Origin of the sequence: Chitinophaga sp. MM2321 (genome assembly GCF_964033635.1) — a bacterium.
Lineage (GTDB): Bacteria > Bacteroidota > Bacteroidia > Chitinophagales > Chitinophagaceae > Chitinophaga.
Genome location: NZ_OZ035533.1, coordinates 2,901,244 through 2,919,066, shown reverse-complemented (window position 1 = coordinate 2,919,066; position 17,823 = coordinate 2,901,244). Strand labels below are relative to the sequence as shown.

At 40.8% G+C, this 17,823-nt stretch carries 17 protein-coding genes; 5 read left to right on the top strand and 12 right to left on the bottom strand.

Features of this window, described 5'->3' with window-relative positions:
- Positions 1-62: 62 nt before the first annotated feature.
- From ABQ275_RS11390 to ABQ275_RS11380, 3 genes are all read right to left on the bottom strand, one after another.
- Positions 63-2,453, bottom strand: coding sequence for an AAA family ATPase (locus ABQ275_RS11390; RefSeq protein ID WP_349318430.1), 2,391 nt, complete (start codon positions 2,451-2,453; stop codon positions 63-65).
- 749 nt (positions 2,454-3,202) lie between these two features.
- Complete coding sequence (locus tag ABQ275_RS11385) at positions 3,203-3,388, bottom strand: hypothetical protein (RefSeq protein ID WP_349318429.1); 186 nt, start codon at positions 3,386-3,388, stop codon at positions 3,203-3,205.
- 136 nt (positions 3,389-3,524) lie between these two features.
- On the bottom strand, positions 3,525-3,923 hold the full coding sequence (locus ABQ275_RS11380; RefSeq protein ID WP_349318428.1) for a VOC family protein: 399 nt from the start codon (positions 3,921-3,923) through the stop codon (positions 3,525-3,527).
- A gap of 1,086 nt (positions 3,924-5,009) precedes the next feature.
- Here ABQ275_RS11380 and ABQ275_RS11375 point away from each other — a divergent pair.
- The 3 genes from ABQ275_RS11375 to ABQ275_RS11365 all read left to right on the top strand — a co-directional run bounded on the left by ABQ275_RS11375 (position 5,010) and on the right by ABQ275_RS11365 (position 8,142).
- On the top strand, positions 5,010-5,816 hold the full coding sequence (locus ABQ275_RS11375) for a hypothetical protein (protein WP_349318427.1): 807 nt from the start codon (positions 5,010-5,012) through the stop codon (positions 5,814-5,816).
- Positions 5,817-5,957: 141 nt separating this feature from the next.
- A complete protein-coding gene (locus ABQ275_RS11370; protein WP_349318426.1) occupies positions 5,958-6,896 on the top strand; it encodes a TIM barrel protein in 939 nt (312 codons plus the stop codon).
- Positions 6,897-7,047: 151 nt separating this feature from the next.
- On the top strand, positions 7,048-8,142 hold the full coding sequence (locus ABQ275_RS11365; RefSeq protein ID WP_349318425.1) for an alpha/beta hydrolase: 1,095 nt from the start codon (positions 7,048-7,050) through the stop codon (positions 8,140-8,142).
- Between the two features lie 387 nt (positions 8,143-8,529).
- Here ABQ275_RS11365 and ABQ275_RS11360 read toward each other — a convergent pair whose 3' ends face one another.
- From ABQ275_RS11360 to ABQ275_RS11335, 6 genes are all read right to left on the bottom strand, one after another.
- Entirely contained in the window at positions 8,530-9,120 is a 591-nt protein-coding gene (locus ABQ275_RS11360) for an NAD(P)-binding domain-containing protein (protein ID WP_349318424.1), read from the bottom strand.
- A gap of 34 nt (positions 9,121-9,154) precedes the next feature.
- Entirely contained in the window at positions 9,155-9,949 is a 795-nt protein-coding gene (locus ABQ275_RS11355; RefSeq protein WP_349318423.1) for an SDR family oxidoreductase, read from the bottom strand.
- 95 nt (positions 9,950-10,044) lie between these two features.
- Entirely contained in the window at positions 10,045-10,542 is a 498-nt protein-coding gene (locus ABQ275_RS11350) for an SRPBCC domain-containing protein (protein ID WP_349318422.1), read from the bottom strand.
- 351 nt (positions 10,543-10,893) lie between these two features.
- Positions 10,894-11,358, bottom strand: a complete 465-nt coding sequence (locus ABQ275_RS11345) for a DinB family protein (protein WP_349318421.1) — start codon at positions 11,356-11,358, stop codon at positions 10,894-10,896.
- Positions 11,359-11,592: 234 nt separating this feature from the next.
- Positions 11,593-12,174 carry a Crp/Fnr family transcriptional regulator gene (locus tag ABQ275_RS11340; RefSeq protein ID WP_349318420.1) on the bottom strand — a complete coding sequence of 194 codons (582 nt, stop codon included), beginning with the start codon at positions 12,172-12,174 and terminating at the stop codon, positions 11,593-11,595.
- Positions 12,175-12,360: 186 nt separating this feature from the next.
- Positions 12,361-12,789 carry an EthD family reductase gene (locus ABQ275_RS11335; RefSeq protein WP_349318419.1) on the bottom strand — a complete coding sequence of 143 codons (429 nt, stop codon included), beginning with the start codon at positions 12,787-12,789 and terminating at the stop codon, positions 12,361-12,363.
- Positions 12,790-13,200: 411 nt separating this feature from the next.
- Here ABQ275_RS11335 and ABQ275_RS11330 point away from each other — a divergent pair, with 411 nt between their 5' ends.
- Complete coding sequence (locus tag ABQ275_RS11330; RefSeq protein WP_349318418.1) at positions 13,201-13,584, top strand: hypothetical protein; 384 nt, start codon at positions 13,201-13,203, stop codon at positions 13,582-13,584.
- A gap of 88 nt (positions 13,585-13,672) precedes the next feature.
- Here the strand turns inward: ABQ275_RS11330 and gdhA are convergent, their stop codons facing one another.
- Positions 13,673-15,013, bottom strand: coding sequence for an NADP-specific glutamate dehydrogenase (gdhA, locus tag ABQ275_RS11325; RefSeq protein ID WP_349318417.1), 1,341 nt, complete (start codon positions 15,011-15,013; stop codon positions 13,673-13,675).
- Between the two features lie 775 nt (positions 15,014-15,788).
- On the opposite strand from gdhA, the gene ABQ275_RS11320 reads away from it, so the two are divergent.
- Positions 15,789-16,130 carry a DoxX family protein gene (locus tag ABQ275_RS11320; RefSeq protein ID WP_349318416.1) on the top strand — a complete coding sequence of 114 codons (342 nt, stop codon included), beginning with the start codon at positions 15,789-15,791 and terminating at the stop codon, positions 16,128-16,130.
- Positions 16,131-16,260: 130 nt separating this feature from the next.
- Here the strand turns inward: ABQ275_RS11320 and ABQ275_RS11315 are convergent, their stop codons facing one another.
- Together ABQ275_RS11315 and ABQ275_RS11310 are read right to left on the bottom strand one after the other, a co-directional pair.
- On the bottom strand, positions 16,261-16,743 hold the full coding sequence (locus ABQ275_RS11315) for a GNAT family N-acetyltransferase (RefSeq protein ID WP_349318415.1): 483 nt from the start codon (positions 16,741-16,743) through the stop codon (positions 16,261-16,263).
- A gap of 49 nt (positions 16,744-16,792) precedes the next feature.
- Entirely contained in the window at positions 16,793-17,782 is a 990-nt protein-coding gene (locus ABQ275_RS11310) for an aldo/keto reductase (RefSeq protein ID WP_349318414.1), read from the bottom strand.
- Between the last annotated feature and the right edge of the window lie 41 nt (positions 17,783-17,823).

Sequence of the window (17,823 nt, the reverse complement as noted above, 5' to 3'; positions counted from 1 at the left end):
CATTACTTGCGTATTAAGATGATAATACCGGCCCCACCATAAAATATTCGCTCAATTACTTGTCATAGTTGATTTTCTATAAGGCTAAGTGTATCCTGTATAAGATGGTCTAATTCAGGTGCGGAAATCGTATTAGGGTTCATTCCCAAAGTCGTGTAGTCGGGAGCTGGATCGCCATGATGTGTCTTCCAGGAAACCCCATTGATAAGATTGAGTGAAGATATAATTGATGCTCGATTAGCATTATTTCTAAAGGTAACCGGATAGGTATTTAAAAACATAATTAACCTTCCAAAGGTTTGTTGCCCCGTCATAGAACGGATTTCCCGATAGAATTTGAAGCGTAGGTGGGATTCAAGTACGTTTCTCAACCACCCTAATACCGAATCTTTTATAGAATGATCAGGATTTGTTCTGAAGCCTTCCAGAGCTTCGATTTGTTTAAAGTATTCTGTTTTTACTAACTCGTTTAAATCACAAGCTTCTATTTCAGATGCCTTAGCGGCAAAATTTTCCTTAATACGAAGGGTACACTTATGGGCTAGTGCAATGTCTTTACCAATTTCATGTAAGAAATATTCATTATGGCTTAATACTACGATTTGTTTTAAATGTTGAAACAAATGTTTTATTATACCAATAGTATAAGTTCTGCGATTGGTGTCCAAACTGGATAATGGGTCATCAAAAATTAAAATCTTATTATGCTGATTCGGGTCAATGTCAAGTTTGGACAGGAAAAATGCTAAAGCAATGGTACTTTTGTCACCTTCGCTCAAACATTCTTTTGCGTGAAATGGCTGATTGGGGGTAAATGAAATATCTTTCCCGTCAATTGTCAACTTGTAAGATATTTTACTTTGAGTTGCCCTTCCTTGTGGAGGAACATGAACAACATTGTCTATTCTAAAATGGGTTTTGAAAACAGTTCCTAAATAATGATTTATTCGAGTTTGGTAACTACTGAAAAATGTTGTTGCTGCTACCTGCTGTTGTTGAGATAACTGTGGATAGACAGCTTCTAAACCCTTAAGGGTTTGTCTTTCAGTAGACAGTTGATTGCAAAGTGCAATTATAGAAGGTTCAAATCTTTTTTTTATTCTTTCTAGTTTATCAACCTCGAGTTGGGCTGCTGGAACTGCCTGAATAGTCGAACGAAAAGCTGTGATTGCAGTGTTATAAACTGTGACGCTTTGGTTGTAGTGATATGTCTTGGCCTTAATGGCTTCTCCTGAAGCCTGAAAAGCGGTAACGGCATCGGTAGTAACGGCTATTGTAGGGTTTAGTATTTTTTGTTGGACAGAAGCAATCAAAATTTGAAATTCTGCATTCAACGCTACTTCGTCAGCAACAATGTTAAATATCGGTGGTTGGGAGGTGTTTGGTAAGTGTGTAGCCCACGAAGCTATCCTTTCTGAATTAGTCTGGTTGATATTCTTCATAGCTTGTATGGCCGCTTCCAGGTTAAAGTTTTGTAGTGTGTTGAGGTGTGCTTGAAGCCGTTGAACCAATGCGTTGAAATTTTCATTGAATTTACTGATGTATGCATTTAATATCTCAACATTTTCATTAATGGTCTGTTTGCAAAATGGACATGAAATTGTCGCTTCATTCGCTGTCTGCTTACTCTCCACATATGCAAACCCTTTGCGCAGCCAATTTTCGGGCCCATCAAGAGCGTTGGCTGCCAAGTCTCGACAGTGGTTTGAAAACAAGGCTTCCAAAGTCTCATTTTGCATAGCTTGAGACGTTGTTTTTAGGTCCGTGATGAGAGACGCGAAATTAATGCCCGAAGTTGTTTGCTGTATGGGAGAAAGAGTATGTAGTGATTGTATAATAGCATTTGCATTTGCGGCCGCCAATACTGTTTTTGCTGTTGCAATTTGTTGATCAATACCGGTTGTTAGTGCTGGAGGAATCGAAAGAAAGTTGTTAATTAAAGTAGAGGTTAAGTTATTCCCGACTTGTTGAATTAACTGTGATTCAACATTTACTTGAATTTGTTTTGAAGTAGCCTTATCAATTTTATTTTGTTCGATTTGATTCTGAATAGAGACACCTTGTGCGCCGACAACAAATTGATGTAGTTGTTTTTTTTGATCTTCATTGAAGTCAAAACCAGAATAGATATTATCATTGACAAAGTGAATGTCGAAAATTTCAATATCAGGGAATTGATTAGTCCAGCCGGCAGCCCCGAAAGTATGGAATATAGCTGGCGTCCCGATTTGGGTTATCTGGGCAGCTTGGGCTGCCGTATGATTTGTTGAAATTCGGCTTCTAATAATCTCCGGCCTGTTTGTAGTTAGAGAACGGAATACAGAAGTTAGCGTTGTTTTGCCACCTCCATTGTCTCCATAGATTAAAGTCATTTTTTTAAAATTGACTTGGCCAGTTGCCCGATAGTTTCGGAATTTACCAATGGATATTAGTTGTTCTACTTTGTTTATCATTTCTTAGGGATTAGCTTTGATTGTTTGGTACAGGGTAATTTTAATTTACGGTGTTGATCATAGTTGTGAAGCTCAATCCAATATACATAAGTTTTAAATGAATAAAGAACAAATACTCAAATCATTTTTGGGCCAATAAGATTTTCGTTACTAAAGCCATGCAAGACGCTCGTATAGCGCCTTTATTTTATCAATTAGGCAAATATCAGGATTTGCTGTAAAGCATTATTGGTGTAAATCAGAAGGTCAGGAAATTGTTGAAAAAAGCAGAGCCATCGAATAAAGATGCTACGTTTTTTGAGATTTTGACAGCATTGCTATGGATGCGAAACGGCTGGGTAGTTTTGTTTATTACAGATTCATTAATTGACCTGAAGTTGGAGACACAAAAACGAAGGTATTGACTTTCAAAAATGCTCGATTTGAGCGAGTTTGCAAAGATCCAAAAGTAAAAGGTTCGAGTTTTGTACCAGTGGGTCACAAAATTTGTGTAGTTAGCAAAGCTAAGGCCGGACGAATGCCGGCCTTAGCTTTTTTTATCCATCAGCCTATAAAAGACATGTTAATACTGTGTCTTATTTTAGTATAATCGAGTAGAATTACAGCGGATGGTTTAACCTGGTGTCGCTACCGCGGGCTGGTGCCTTATGAACGGATGTTTTTTGCAACGGTGGAATACTACCTGACTGCATCGGAAAAAACATCTGGTCATAAAGCACTTTTGTTTTGTGGGATGCCTGTTTTTCCTTTCACCAGCAAATACGCTTCGGAGAGCAGATAAAATGGGTAGCCTTGCTACTCGTTTGCGAAGATTGAACTGGCGGCGTTGCCACCAGTTCGGGAAGATTATACAGGTAGCTTCGCAACCTGTATGCAGAGATAAACCGGCCGGCTACGCCATCCGGTTGCAGAAATTGAATGGATCTTCGCTCCATTAGCAAGCTGTTTTTGCTACGCAAAAACAGCTTGCTAATGGAGCCCGGTGGTCACAAAAGGGAAATCTAATTCGTTAATAATACTTCTGTCCACCAATTTCTTGTATCCTGGTCGCCGTCTAATCAAGCAATAACCTTAATTCAAATTCAATTGCCAGGAAATTCCGAATTGATCGGCAACCCATCCAAACTTCTGGCTGAAGCCATAATTATCCAATGGCATCATCACAAATCCATTTTCCCCTAACCTGGAGAAAAGCGTTTTCAATTCACTTTCATTTTCGCATTCCACCCAGTTGGAGATCGCTGGGGTGAAGGTCCAGTCATGTTTGATAAAACTATCACTACATATAAATTCCTTTCCATTAAGTTTAAATGTAGCTTTCATAACAGATCCTTCTTTCCCTGGCCCATCTTTTTCGTAACGCTGGATGCCTATAATTTTGGAGTTCTCGAATAAACCGATGTAAAAGTTCATCGCTTGTTCAGCGTTGTTTTCCTGGAAGGTCAAAAATGTGGTTATCTGTGTTTTCATGTCCAATGTGCTTTAGTTATTTATTGAATAGGTCTTTACTTTTTTCTTTAATATAAATCCACTCACCAAGGCAACTGCGAACCCAATAGGTAATGCTTCTGAATAGGTAATTAAAATCACGAGTAAGGGATTTTTGTACATCACTTTAAAGTTTGCCATCTTCCTGGTTTCTCCGGCAGATAGGAAGGCGAACATTGTTTTAGGACATCCATGAAATCAGGAACAAAAAGATAATAATAAAAGAGTCCTAGCACAACATAGACAGTAGAGCCTTATGTAATTTAACTAAAAGTTTTATCCCCGTCAAAGATCTTCAGTGCCCAGATTAATTAGAAGCATGATGTTATCCTTCGAAATATTGAAGTTGTATAATTTATCGGATTCACTATTGAAGAACTTACAGTTCCTGTTGCACACCGCCATACATTATAAATTCGAAAATGCCAGATCCCTGTAAGCGATACCTTTTTTTCTACTGTTTGGGCAGAACAAAAAATACAACCTGACAATAAAATCAACGTAAAAAAAACTTATTATCATTACAGAATTATTTGTACAGTAATTGCTGAATATCCAATTCGCTTTCATTTATCGATGCCATTGAAAATATTTTGTCGCTCCATGGCCAGGTTAATCCTTTATCAAAGCTGACCGCAGGTCCGTGAACACCAATCACATTCATTGGAGGATATTCCTTCCAGGGATGCGTAAAATGAAAAGTAAGCGTACGTTTTTGGCCATTGTTAACACTGAAACACGATGAAGGGGAAATGCAGCGGGGATGGGAGGGGAGATCGGGTTGCCGGTGAAAAGAAAAAGCCAGTGTTTTGTTATTGAATATGATTGAGATGGATTGCCTACCAGCTTGGTTACCATAGTTACAGATGGGGGAAGACCTTTACGACAGCCTTTCCGGGCAATTTTAAAAAGAAAATATCATGAGTACTAAGCTAAAGGAATGCGAAAGCATGAAGAATAACGGTTTTGGTATTACAAAAACATAAGCGGCTATAATTTAAAGGAGGGGAAATACTTTGGATAAGAAAAATAAATTACTTTTAAAGGCATTAAATTTATAATATATCTATGAAGAAATGTTTGTTCTCCATCGCCCTAGGTTTTATTATTGTACATGTTCATGCGCAAGACTTACAAACCGTAACTACAAATGGGAATAAAACCACTAATCGTATAGTACTAGGAGCTACAGATGATGGGTTTAGTAAACTTCAGGTAACTGGTGGGGTATCCATAAACTCTGGGTTGACCAATACCAGCAATCGCCCTGCTATTGTTAATGGTACTTCTAATGAAATCCGGGGACAGAGCGCCACATCTTATTACAGTGACGATGGTTTTTTAAGGCTGAGTGCAGGTGGAGGTACCGGTGGAAATACGAAATCGTATATTGACCTAAGTGGCTATTCGACAATACCTGACATGCATCGGAATATAGTTTTTGGGACTTTCGGTACAGAGCGTGTGCGCATAAATTCAGCAGGAAATGTAGGTATTGGTACACCTAATCCTCAGTCATTACTAGCTGTGGCAGGGACCATTACCGCCCAAAAGGTAAAAGTAACATTGACTGGTTGGGCGGATTGTGTATTTGATTCCAGCTATGTTCTGCCATCATTATCTGAATTGGAAATGCATATTACCCATAATAAACATCTTCCTGACATTCCTACTGAAGCTGAAATTGTCAATGAGGGTTTGGATATGGGTGAGATGCAACAAAAACAAATGAAGAAAATAGAAGAATTGACGCTGTACTTGATTGATCAGAATAAGAAATTGGAAAAGCAGCAACAGCTGATATTGAATCAGGAGCGATTGTTATTAGCGTTAAATAATCGACTAAAAGAGTTGGAAGGAAAACAATCTAAGTAAAGTTACATTAAGTTGTAAACGGGGATGACTGTTTTTTTAGACACCGCTATTCGAAATAGTAAAGCTTTTAATACATAATTTTCTGTATTAATAAATTTGATAACTTTATTATCTGTCAAATATATCGACAAAATCCACAATATGAAAAAACAAAACATTAGCAGGCGCCAGTTTATCGGTACGGGGGCAATTGCTGCCACTGGCATGCTGTTCCTTTCAAAAACATCTTTCGCGGCATCATTTTTAGGTGCTGCCAATAAGCCAAACTCAGTAATAAATGGGGTGCAGATTGGGGTGATCACTTATTCGTTCCGCAGCATGCCCACCACGGCTGAAGACCTGCTGAAATATTGCATCGACTGTAATATAAATGCCATTGAACTAATGGGCGATGCTGCCGAAGATTATGCAGGCGCACCTAAACGGGCTGCCAGCCAGAGCAAAGCAGATTTTGCACCAAAAATGGCCGAATGGCGTGCAGGTGTGGCCATGGATAAATTTAAAGAGTTGCGCAAAATGTATAACGATGCCGGTGTAAGCATTTACGCCTGGAAACCAAACGCCCTCGGTGCAACAAATACCGATGCCGAAATTGAGTACGCATTTAACGCAGGCAAAGCCCTGGGTTGTAACCACGTTACTGTTGAACTGCCCAACGAAGCCCAAACCAAACGCCTTGGCGATTTGGCTACCAAACATAAAATGATGTTAGGCTACCACGCCCATACGCAAGCCACCCCAACACTTTGGGATACTGCCTTAAGTCAATCAAAATATAATGGTATAAACCTTGATATTGGACACTATGCTTCGGGTACCAGCAGCAGCCCAATACCATTCATGGAAAAATATCACGACCGTATTACGAGTATCCACGTTAAAGACCGTAAGTTTCATGACGGACCAAACGCGCCATGGGGTGGGGGAGATACACCAATAAAAGAGGCATTGCAGCTGATGAAAAAGAACAAATATAAGTTCCCGGCTACGATTGAGCTTGAATATAACATCCCTGCCGGATCTGATGCGGTAGCTGAGGTTAAAAAATGCCGCGCTTATGCAGTGGATGCATTAAAATAAATAAGAGGTGCGTTTTCCCGGAAAAACGCACCTGAAAAGCATTCAATTGGAACGCTGAATGTAACGAACATTTATATGATTAAGCCTTCGGGTTTCGTACCAGAGGGAAGTGAAGCTGAACCAGTTTTTGTTAACTTAAAACAAGTGTTGTATGACCCGTTTTTCTGTTCTTTTCTGGCTGATGAAAAATAGGAATATAAATGCATTAGGGGGAATGCTGGGGCTATTGGCCTTGTTCACCATGGCCGGCAATGCATATGCCCAGCCTTTAACAGACAAAAAAACAGATACCATTCATTCACTGGAGAAAGTCACACTGGGTGGGATCAAACAGACAATCCTGATTACCGGTTCCGATACAATTAATAATCCCATACTGCTGCTGCTTCATGGTGGGCCAGGGTTTTCTGAGCTCCGGTTTTTCAGGTCCTATAATACGGCTTTAGATTCCGGCTTTACGGTCGTGAACTGGGATCAGCGCGGCACAGGCCTTTCCTATGATCCAAAGATTCCGGTATCCAGCATGACCCTGGACCAACTCATTGAAGATACCCATCAACTTATCGGCATACTAAAAAAAAAGTTTAGCAAGCAAAAGATCTTTCTGGTTGGACATTCCTGGGGCTCACTGCTGGGCATCAGTGTTGCACAACGTTACCCTGAAGACATTCAGGCCTATGTCGGGGTCGGTCAGGTGGTCAGTATGAGGGAGAGCGAAAAAATTGGTCTCGCCTATGCCATAAAAATGGCAGAAAAAGAGCATAATACAAAAGCATTGCTTGAACTTCGCCCATTGACAGCCCGTTACCCATCCACGGGGACTTCAGGACTGAACGATCTCTTTGTTCAGCGCAAATGGTTAATGTACTTTGGTGGGGTGGTTCATGGAAAGCGTAATTACAACGATATCTTTAAGGGAATTACTGCCGGCGAGAATAAACTTTATAATGATTCTTTGAATGCAGAAGGTGAGATGTTTTCCATAAACGCCCTCTGGCCAAGTCTTTTAAATGCAGATCTTTTCAAAAGCATACCAAAATTAACAGTACCCGTATTTTTTATTACCGGTAGGTTTGATTACAATACCAATGCTAAGCTTATAGCGCGTTATTTCAATTTCCTCTCTGCCCCGCACAAAGAACTGATTTGGTTTGAAAATTCCGCCCATATAATGCCCTTTGAGGAACCGGAGAAGTTCAATGAGGTCATGAAAGAGGTGAAAAATAGCGAGTACATGAAGCAGTAAACATTTATTAGCCGGATTTTCCTGATATTCTCTCTACACGATTCATTCTTTGCAATAATATGGTCCCCTACAGTCCATGCACCAGTTACAGGCGTGTTATTATCTATTAGAGCTTTCCTTATCCTGTTCCCGGATTCATCCAACTGTGCGCTACGGAGCATTCAAAAATTTGGCTGAAAGCCCTACCGCGAGGACACATTGTTTGTAAGCATTCACCTTACAACATATTTTTCAACCCAGTGGAACTTAATGATTTGTGGTAGGCTAAGTGTATCCGACCACTCTTGCCAGCATCATCTATGAATCAACGGTGTATAGTCAGGTAGTCAAAAAGAGGTGGCAGCGTTTTTCCACCCCTTTTTTCCATTTTTGACTTATAGATGTACGTTAAAGTTTGACCATATGGACACCTGAAAACACCCCTCTTGCTTCGATAAACCTGCTGCCTGAGGACAATGTACCCAGATCGACAGGAGCAAAACCGATTGTATTGATTAGTTCGATTGTTTCTGCTTTTGCACCTTCATCATCTCCGGCAACGAAAACTACCCGGCGGCCTTCACCGACTACCGGATCTGCTGCAATCCTTGCTGCAAAAAGGGTATTGAATGCTTTGACAATACGGGCACCCGGAATCTGTTCCAGCACAATGCCGGTTGATGTTTTATCTCCTAAGTCAGCGATCTTACCACCCGGCAGGAACTCGTTGGTGATATCGATCACAAGTTTATCTTTCCAATCAATCAGGCCGGTCAGTTTATTAACTTCCCACCAGGGCAACGCCAGCACCACAATTTCAGCTGTGGCTGCTTCCGCAGTTGTTACCGCCTTTGCATCCTTGCCTAATTTGCGAATGACAAGTTCAAGAGTTTGAGGCCCCCTGCTATTACTGATCAAAACTGATATGTTATTTTTCAGCAGTTGTCCGGCAACAGATTGTCCAATATGGCCGGCGCCAATTATCCCGATTGTTTTCATGCTATTCTTATTTACTGATATTTAATGAAGATTGTTAAAATGCAGATTTGATCACTCCGCCGTCGGCACGAAGTGCCGCGCCGTTTGTGGCCGCTGAAAGCGGGCTGGCGATGTAGGTTACGAAGCTCGCAATTTCTTCCGGCTTGATAAAACGCTTAAGTAGTGAGGTGCCACGCATGCTTGTGAAAAACACTTTTTCCATTTCCGCACCGCTGATGCCTTGCTGTTCAGCGGTGGCTTTCATGAAATTAGTAATGGCCTCAGTTGATGTCGGTCCCGGTAAAACGGTATTCACCGTAACTGCTGTGCCTGCGGTCATTTCTGCTAATCCACGTGACAAGCCGATCTGCGCGGTTTTGGAAACCCCGTATTGTATCATCTCCGCAGGGATCTGAACACCCGATTCGCTGGAGATAAATATGATGCGGCCCCAGTTGGCTTTCAGCATCTGTTCTATATAGGCACGCGAAAGACGCACACCACTCATTACGTTCACCTGATAGATATCAAGCCATTCCTCATCCGGAATATCTTTGAATGCTTTCGGCTGGGCAATACCGGCGTTGTTGACCAGGATATCTACTTTCGGATATTGCTGAATAAGGGTATTTACCTGGTCCACCTGTTCTAGATCTGCCACCGCCGCATAGATGTTCAGGTTACCGGTTTCCGTTTTGATCTGCTCAACAGCTGTATTCACACGCTCGGGGGTGCGCCCATTAACAATAACTTTTGCGCCTTCATGTGCCAGCGACCTTGCTATGGCAAAGCCAATCCCGGTAGTTGAGCCGGTAACAAGGGCGGTTTTTCCTTTTAATTGCAGATCCATGATCTTTATGTTTTAATTGTTTTGATAATTGCTTTTATAAAATGTAACCTGAAAAAGGAACAAACGCCTCTTCCTATGGTCTTTCCTTCCGGGATTTATTTGCCTGCTGCCATTGCTTCGGCTGCAACTTTAAGCCTTTCCACCCAATACTGGTGGTAAGTGTAAAGGCCTCCCGGATGTTTGTGGCCCAATATGTCCAGAAACCATTCACCCTGCTGTGTTTCTTCGGTCAGGACATGGACGCCCTCTTCCGTGGGTGTGATCACCCAGCCGTGGTAAGCGGTTGAACCGGTCTCGTCACCGTCAACGGTCGTTTTCCAGGCCAGTCTGTGGTTAGGTTCAAACTCGGTTACGGTCAGATGCATAAGGAAACCAACAGTTGTGCGGGTCCATTTGGTACCCAGTTCCAGTTCTTTTTTATTACCTAATATCTTCACTTGGTCTTCAGGCGGGAAATATCTCACCCAGTTTTCCGCGTCGACCAATAATTTCCAAACCACCTCTGCCGATGCTTTAATATCGATGTCATTCAGCGCATAGATTGCAGACATTTTTGGATCCTGATCTGCCGGCCAATTTGTTTTGTTATACATAATATTATTCTCCTTTATTTTTTACCAAAGTTCCGATAACCTGCTCCAAAGGACGAGGACATTTGAACGAATTTGTATGTGATAAATGTCACAGTATATGATTCCAAACGAATCTGTGTGCACATGAGAGATCCATAAAATCCGGTCGGCTTTATCCCGATTCTATTTGCTGCAAGGCGGATTATATTCAGCGTGGTATTATGTTTTGTAGCTGTCTGGTACAACTCTATAATGATCACGTACAGCTAAGAATCAATTTTGACTGTTGGAATTTATCGGAAATGAGAACCGGTTTTGCAGAGCCATTTGTTCATTGGCTACAGGAGGATTTTATGATACATGGAATTCAGCTTATTGGGTGCGGATCAGCGCTAATTGCCCTGCATGGTGAAAAAGGTGGGCATTTCTGTTCAGCAGCACATTGAATTTGTTCCTCTTTGGTTCAAAAATAAAATCAGTTTCGCTGATATAATTATGTTTTGATTTCCAGTCAGCCGGATTCAGTTGCCTGAGATAGGCAGACAATACTTCATTGATGGAAACCCATTGCTGCAATAAAAGCTCATAGGCAGGATATTCATTGGCATGATGCTGAGGTGTAAGAAAAAGCGCCTCGTATTCCGGATAACGTCTTGCGTCAGGCTCCAAAGCCGCCAAAAAGCAGTCACTCGCAACGATCAGGTGGCCTAAGAGGTAAATCACCCTGTTTTTTCCCGGAGCCACCGGTTCCATTGCAAACTGTTCTCCAATAGCTACAAACAGATCTGTCGTTTCCTGTATCTTGTTTTCCCATTGATCCAGGAGTTGATCAATCATAAAATTATAATTTTCCATTGACCCTATTAGAAAAGCTATTTAAATAAAGTACGGAACAATATCTGTCTTTTCTGTTGCAAAGTTGCTAATATTGAAGCCTGGTTAACAAGGACATTTAACACAAATTGAGCGTGACATTTATCACATTAAACGTTCGCCTGAAACATTTTGTGAACGCGAAAGGAAAACTTTAAGAAGCCTGTTTTGGGAATTGGCTGTGCATAACCAGTATAGTTAATGCGCTTTGGCATATTGCGTTCTGATCCGGCTTAATGTCTCGCGGGAAACACCAAGAAAAGAGGCGATCATATGAAGTGGTACGCGGTTAAAAATGTCCGGATAAGATTCTATAAAATTTATATATTTTTCTTCGGCAGTGTCGCTGATATTGCTCATGATCCTGTTTTGACTGACATCATAACTCTTGGCTTTTAAGGCATCCCTGAAAGTCCTGAAGTTTGGAAAGCTACTGACTATACGGTTGAAATCATTTTTTTCGATCAGTAAAAGTTCACTGTCTTCGAGTGCGTCAATATTATTTTTGGAAGGAATTCCATTATTATAACTCTCCTGATCGCTGATCCACCAATTTTCTACTGCAAACCTCAGAATGTGTTCCACGCCGTCATCGCCAACACGGTATAATCGCAGGCAACCTTTTGCCAGGAAACAATTATGGTGACATACATCGCCCTCTTGTAGGAGGTATTGCCTTTTACGCAATCTTTTGTTGATTGTAACGGCACGTACTTCTTCTAATTGCTCGTCGGTAAGACTGGCTTTTTCCTTTAAATACGCTGCAAACTTTTCAAACATTCAGGTCACGTTTTAACAAATCTATTTAAAAAAAGTCCGATGATAAGAGCAAATTACAAAAATGTATTTAATGTGACTAAATTATAAAATGCGTAAATGATACAGAAAAATATTACAGATATTGCCTGGATGTCGATTAAAAGGTTTGATAAGAGCCTGCGCGTTACTTCAGAAAATAAGTTGGTTTTATTTTACGACTTCACTTACCAAGATGATAGGAATGACATTGGTATAGTTTACAAAATCTGCACGAATCGCATCTCTATTTGGAGCGACGGCCGCTTGATATTCACTTAAGCTTTTTACATAAAAAGTGCCAATAGCCATAAAAGGTAAAGGTTGCTTAGGAATACCACTGGAAAGCCCTTTTTCAATAGTATATTTAACCAAATTTGACCCTAAAAAACTCGCAACCATAGGCATGTGCTTAGTTTCATAGTATTCCATATTGAAAGTTTTACCCTCGGCATAAGGGTACATGATCGATATCTTAATTAAGCCCTTTTCAGCAACAGAAATATTATCTTTTTGGGATTCTCCAGATCGCTTTTCTTGACTAAACGCAACAAAACAAGCTGTTAAAAGCAAAAATGATAAGATAAGTTTGAACATCATGATTAGTTAGATTTAAGTTAAAAAATACTTTAATTATTTTGAATATAGAAACAATGAATCACATTGTCAATGGATTTAGAGGTAATCGAATTCGAACCGGTCTGATCTTCCTGCTTTATTGTGCGCTATCATTTTGAACCGGCAAAAGCCAGGACTGCAACCCGTGTTACAAGTTATTTCAAACTTTTGGACCACTGTATTGTTACTCATTCGGGATATAATCGATAGACTCTTTTAATTATTTACTTGTGTTAGCTTGTTCATAATTATTCAGTAACCAAATAGGTAATAAATATGAAATGTATTTTCCCCTTTATTGTTGCAACATTCCTTTTCGTTCAGGAGGCAACACTGGCCTGTACACGGGTTGTGTACAAGGGGCCGGATGGAACCACTATAACCGCTCGGAGCATGGATTGGAAGGATGATATTGCAGCTAACCTATGGGTATTCCCCAGGGGAATGGCCAGAAATGGGGAAGTCGGCCCCCAGTCTTTAAAATGGACATCCAAGTACGGCAGTGTGGTGTCAAGTGCTTGGGATATCGCAACGGTAGATGGCTTAAATGAGAAGGGACTAGTGGCCAATGTATTGTGGTTGGTAGAATCCAGCTACCCAAAATTTGATCCAAGCGGTACGAAGAAAGGTATACCACCAACTACTTCGCCGATGAAATTTCTAAGCGGGAGTCCAGACTTTCAATTTGCTGTGTTTAGCAATTTGGTCAAAGTCCGCATCGGCATGTACGAAACCCAGTTTATAGGTAATCGCATATTAGACAATGAGGCATGGTAGCTCCTTTCTTTCTTATACTTCTATATAATTGGGAAGCACCACATTCAAAAAACGGGGCTTTAAGCCCCGCTTTTATTAATAATATTTTTTATACGACACCCTGGGCGATCATGGCATCTGCAACTTTTACAAAACCTGCGATGTTGGCACCTTTTCCATAATTTACATAACCGTGATCTTCTTTACCGTATTTCACACAGGATTCATGGATCTGCCGGATAATCAGTTTCAGTTTGTCATCGATCTTTTCCCTGCCCCATGAATAACGGAGTGAGTTTTGGGACATCTCCAGACCAGAAACTGCAACACCACCTGCGTTGGCTGCTTTGCCTGGTGCATAAAGAATTTTTGCCTGCTCGAACACAAGGATGGCTTCAGGTGTGGAAGGCATGTTGGCACCTTCAGCAACACAGATGCATCCATTTCCCACCAGTGTCCTGGCATCGGCTTCATCCAGTTCGTTTTGGGTAGCATTAGGGAAAGCAATGTCACATTTTATACGCCATGGTTTCTGACCGGGAAAAAACTGGCAGCCAAACTTGTCCGCATATTCCTTAATTCTTCCACGCTGTGTATTTTTAAGTTCCATGACAAAGCGCAGTTTATCTGTATCAATTCCCTCAGGATCATAGATAAAACCTTCAGAATCTGAAAGTGTAAGCACTTTAGCACCTACCTCTATACATTTTTCAACGGTATACTGTGCTACGTTTCCTGAGCCGGAAACCACAACAGTTTTTCCTTTAAGTACATCTCCACGCGCTTTCAGCATTTCCAGCACAAAATAGACTACACCATAACCAGTTGCCTCCGGACGGATCAAACTACCGCCCCATTCATGACCTTTACCTGTTAAAACACCCGTAAACTCGCCCTTTATCCTTTTGTACTGGCCAAATAAGAATCCGATCTCCCTGGCGCCTACACCAATATCACCTGCCGGTACGTCAATATCCGCACCTACATGGCGATACAGCTCGGTCATAAAGCTTTGGCAGAATTTCATCACTTCTGCATCAGATTTTCCCTTAGGATCAAAGTCTGAACCGCCTTTACCCCCGCCCATAGGCAGACCGGTAAGGCTGTTTTTGAGTACCTGTTCAAAAGCAAGAAATTTAAGGACGCTCAAGGTTACGGAAGGATGGAAGCGCAACCCCCCTTTATAAGGACCAATCGCACTGTTCATCTGTACCCTAAAGCCACGGTTGATTTCAACTCCACCCTGGTCATTTAACCAGGGAACCCTGAAAATGATTACCCGTTCGGGTTCAGTCATCCGCTCTAAAATCTTGTTGACCTTATATTTTGAATTTTTTTCGCTAAAAGGGACCACTGACTCGGCTACTTCATATACTGCCTGTAAAAATTCGGGTTCATGAGCATTCCGGATCTCTATTTTACTCATAAACTCATTAATCGATAAATCCATGCGTTGGTTTAAATATTAAAAAAATGACAAATAAATGCCAGCACATCAAAATGTGTGACATCATACTTCAGCGTTAATTTGGATTTTCCATAGGAAACGGATCAGTATTGAAACCGTCAGTGTAGTGAATTGCTGCATCTAATTTTATTGGTTTCGCTATAAAAATATGTTTTTCTCTATAAAACCAGTAAAAAAAATGCTACTCATTTAGAAATTGAATAAAAAAACATGCAAAAATGTTATAAATCAGGTAATCTTCCGCTGTTATGGAATCCCTGATATGCCAATGCATTGAATATGGGGGGTGGATTTTGTTTTGTAATCAAAAACCGCTAAAAGTTCATTTTTAGCGGTTTAAGAGCTCTTTTGAGGCAATCGCAGGATCATAAAAATTTTGGCCCTCCGGGCCATATCGGATTTTGATCATGAAATCTGATGATGATTAAATAGGAAGAATATGTTGATCATTCGTTTTGATAAATCGCTTTGATATGGCCCGGAGGGCCTATACAATGGTAGCCCGGTGGCTTTAGCCCCGGGCCAGGTTGCACAATGACTGAAGATGTGTCCTAACGGTAGGTTTTAACCCCGGGACCCAGGTGGTAAACTGTAAACTTTTTTAGGACAAGAAATACTTTGGCATCGAAATTTATGTTAAGTTGATTTGGCAAAGCCTTGGGAAAGCCAGCATGGAATTAACCAACTATTGGGAATAATACGCAATTTACAGGTCGAAAAATTACATAACGGATTTTTTTGACTAAAAAGATTAATTATGGAGAAAAAGGCAATAAAGTTGTTTTTGAGATTTGCTATTTCAATCGGATTTTTATCAGCAGTTGCGGATAGATTCGGAATGTTGAACAAAGAAATTTCTGTTTGGGGGAATTGGGATAATTTTTTGGACTATACCCGGTTAATAATTCCTTGGATTCCAAATTCATTAATACCAATAATGGGTGCTACAGCAACTGCTGCTGAAATTGTTTTTGCGATTTTCCTTATAATCGGATTTAAAACAGAACTGTTTGCGAAATTGAGTGGATTTCTATTGTTAATATTTGCGCTATCAATGACTTTTTCGACAGGAATAAAGGGCGCTTTTGATTATTCTTAGTGCTTCTGCCGCAGCTCTCGCTTTAAGCCTTATGAAAGAGAAATATCTGGAACTGGATAACTTAATTATCTCTGTACCTAAATCATCCTTTGAGGATTAACCATATGTTTTTTGCAAATGGCAACCATTGTTAGCCCTGAAGTTTATAAATAAATTCTTCAATTTCTGCTTGTCGGGCATTAGCAAATCCTTTTTCCTTTCCGATTTTTACAAACCCACATTTTTCTAAAACTTTTTGTGAGCCATAATTGTCAAATGCAACACGTCCATAAATTGGCCTGATTTGTTCAATTTTTAAAAATTCATCGAGTGCAGTTGTGGCAATTCCCTGTCCCCAAAATTTTCTGTCGATCCAATACGTAATCTCTGCTTCGTTTTCCATAACAAATTTTGCTATGCTACCTGCGATTACATCATTTACTTTTATTGTCCGCATATTTATGGTCGGATCAGCTAAATGCTTTGTATACTTTTCAATGTAAGCAGTTTTGTCGTTTGGGTCTTTAGGTGTGAACGCTGCTAAATAATTGGCTTCTTTGTCAAGCTGAAATTGAAAAAATGCGTTTAAATCATCTTTTTCTGTTTCAGTCAATGTGATATTGCTCTTTGTCATTGTTTGAAAGCTTGTAAAATTTTGTTGTTTTGCTGGTGGTGGATCAATATTATTGGTTTAAGGCGCTCATAAATTTTTCCGGATACCTGTTACCTGAAACACTACCCGCAGGCATGATGTCTTCAATACTTTTCAGGTCTTCGGCAGTGAGGTTTACCTTTTCTGCTGCGATGTTCGCTTCCAGATTTTTGATCTGCCTGGTGCCGGGAATAGTAATGATATCTTCTCCTTGCGCAAGCACCCAGGCAATCGCCAACTGAGAGGGCGTGCAGCCTTTTCCATCAGCCAGTGATTTAATCTTCTCTACCATTTCCAGGTTTTTATAAAAATTTTCACCCTGAAAGCGCGGCATATAAGCGCGGCCGTCCTTTATGTCTTCCGGCTTCTTGTATTCTCCGCTGAGAAAGCCCCGGCTTAAAGGTGCATATGCGACCATACTGATGCCGAGCTCTCTTATAGTGGGTAATACCTCAGCTTCAATATCGCGGCTCCAAAGAGAATATTCTATCTGCAATGCCGTGATCGGATGAACGGCTGCAGCCTTGCGTATACTTTCAACAGATGCTTCAGAGAGGCCAATATACCGGATTACTCCTTTTTGTACCAGATCTGCCATAGCGCCAATCGTCTCTTCAACAGGCACGTCCGGATCTATGCGGGCAAGCGTATAAAGGTCAATATAGTCAGTTCTGAGGCGTTGAAGGCTATACATCACAGCATTCCGGATGTATTCAGGGCGGCCGGTTACCGAACCAGGTCCCACAGCGCCGTTTGGACCGGGAGCAACCAGCTGGCCTGTTTTTACAGAGAGAAAAGCTTTGTCACGTTTGCCTTGAATTGCCTGACCAATCAATCCTTCGTTATGGCCAACAAGATAATAATCGGCTGTGTCCAGAAAGTTGTGCCCAAGCTCCAGGGCTCTTTCGATTGTCGATATCGATTGTTTATCGTCGGATTGTCCGTAAGCACCGGACATTCCCATACAGCCTAAACCTACAGATGAAACCAGCGGCCCGTTTTTTCCAAGTTGTCTATCCATGATTTTTAAATTTATTCTGGTAACAAAATTCGCGGAAAGAA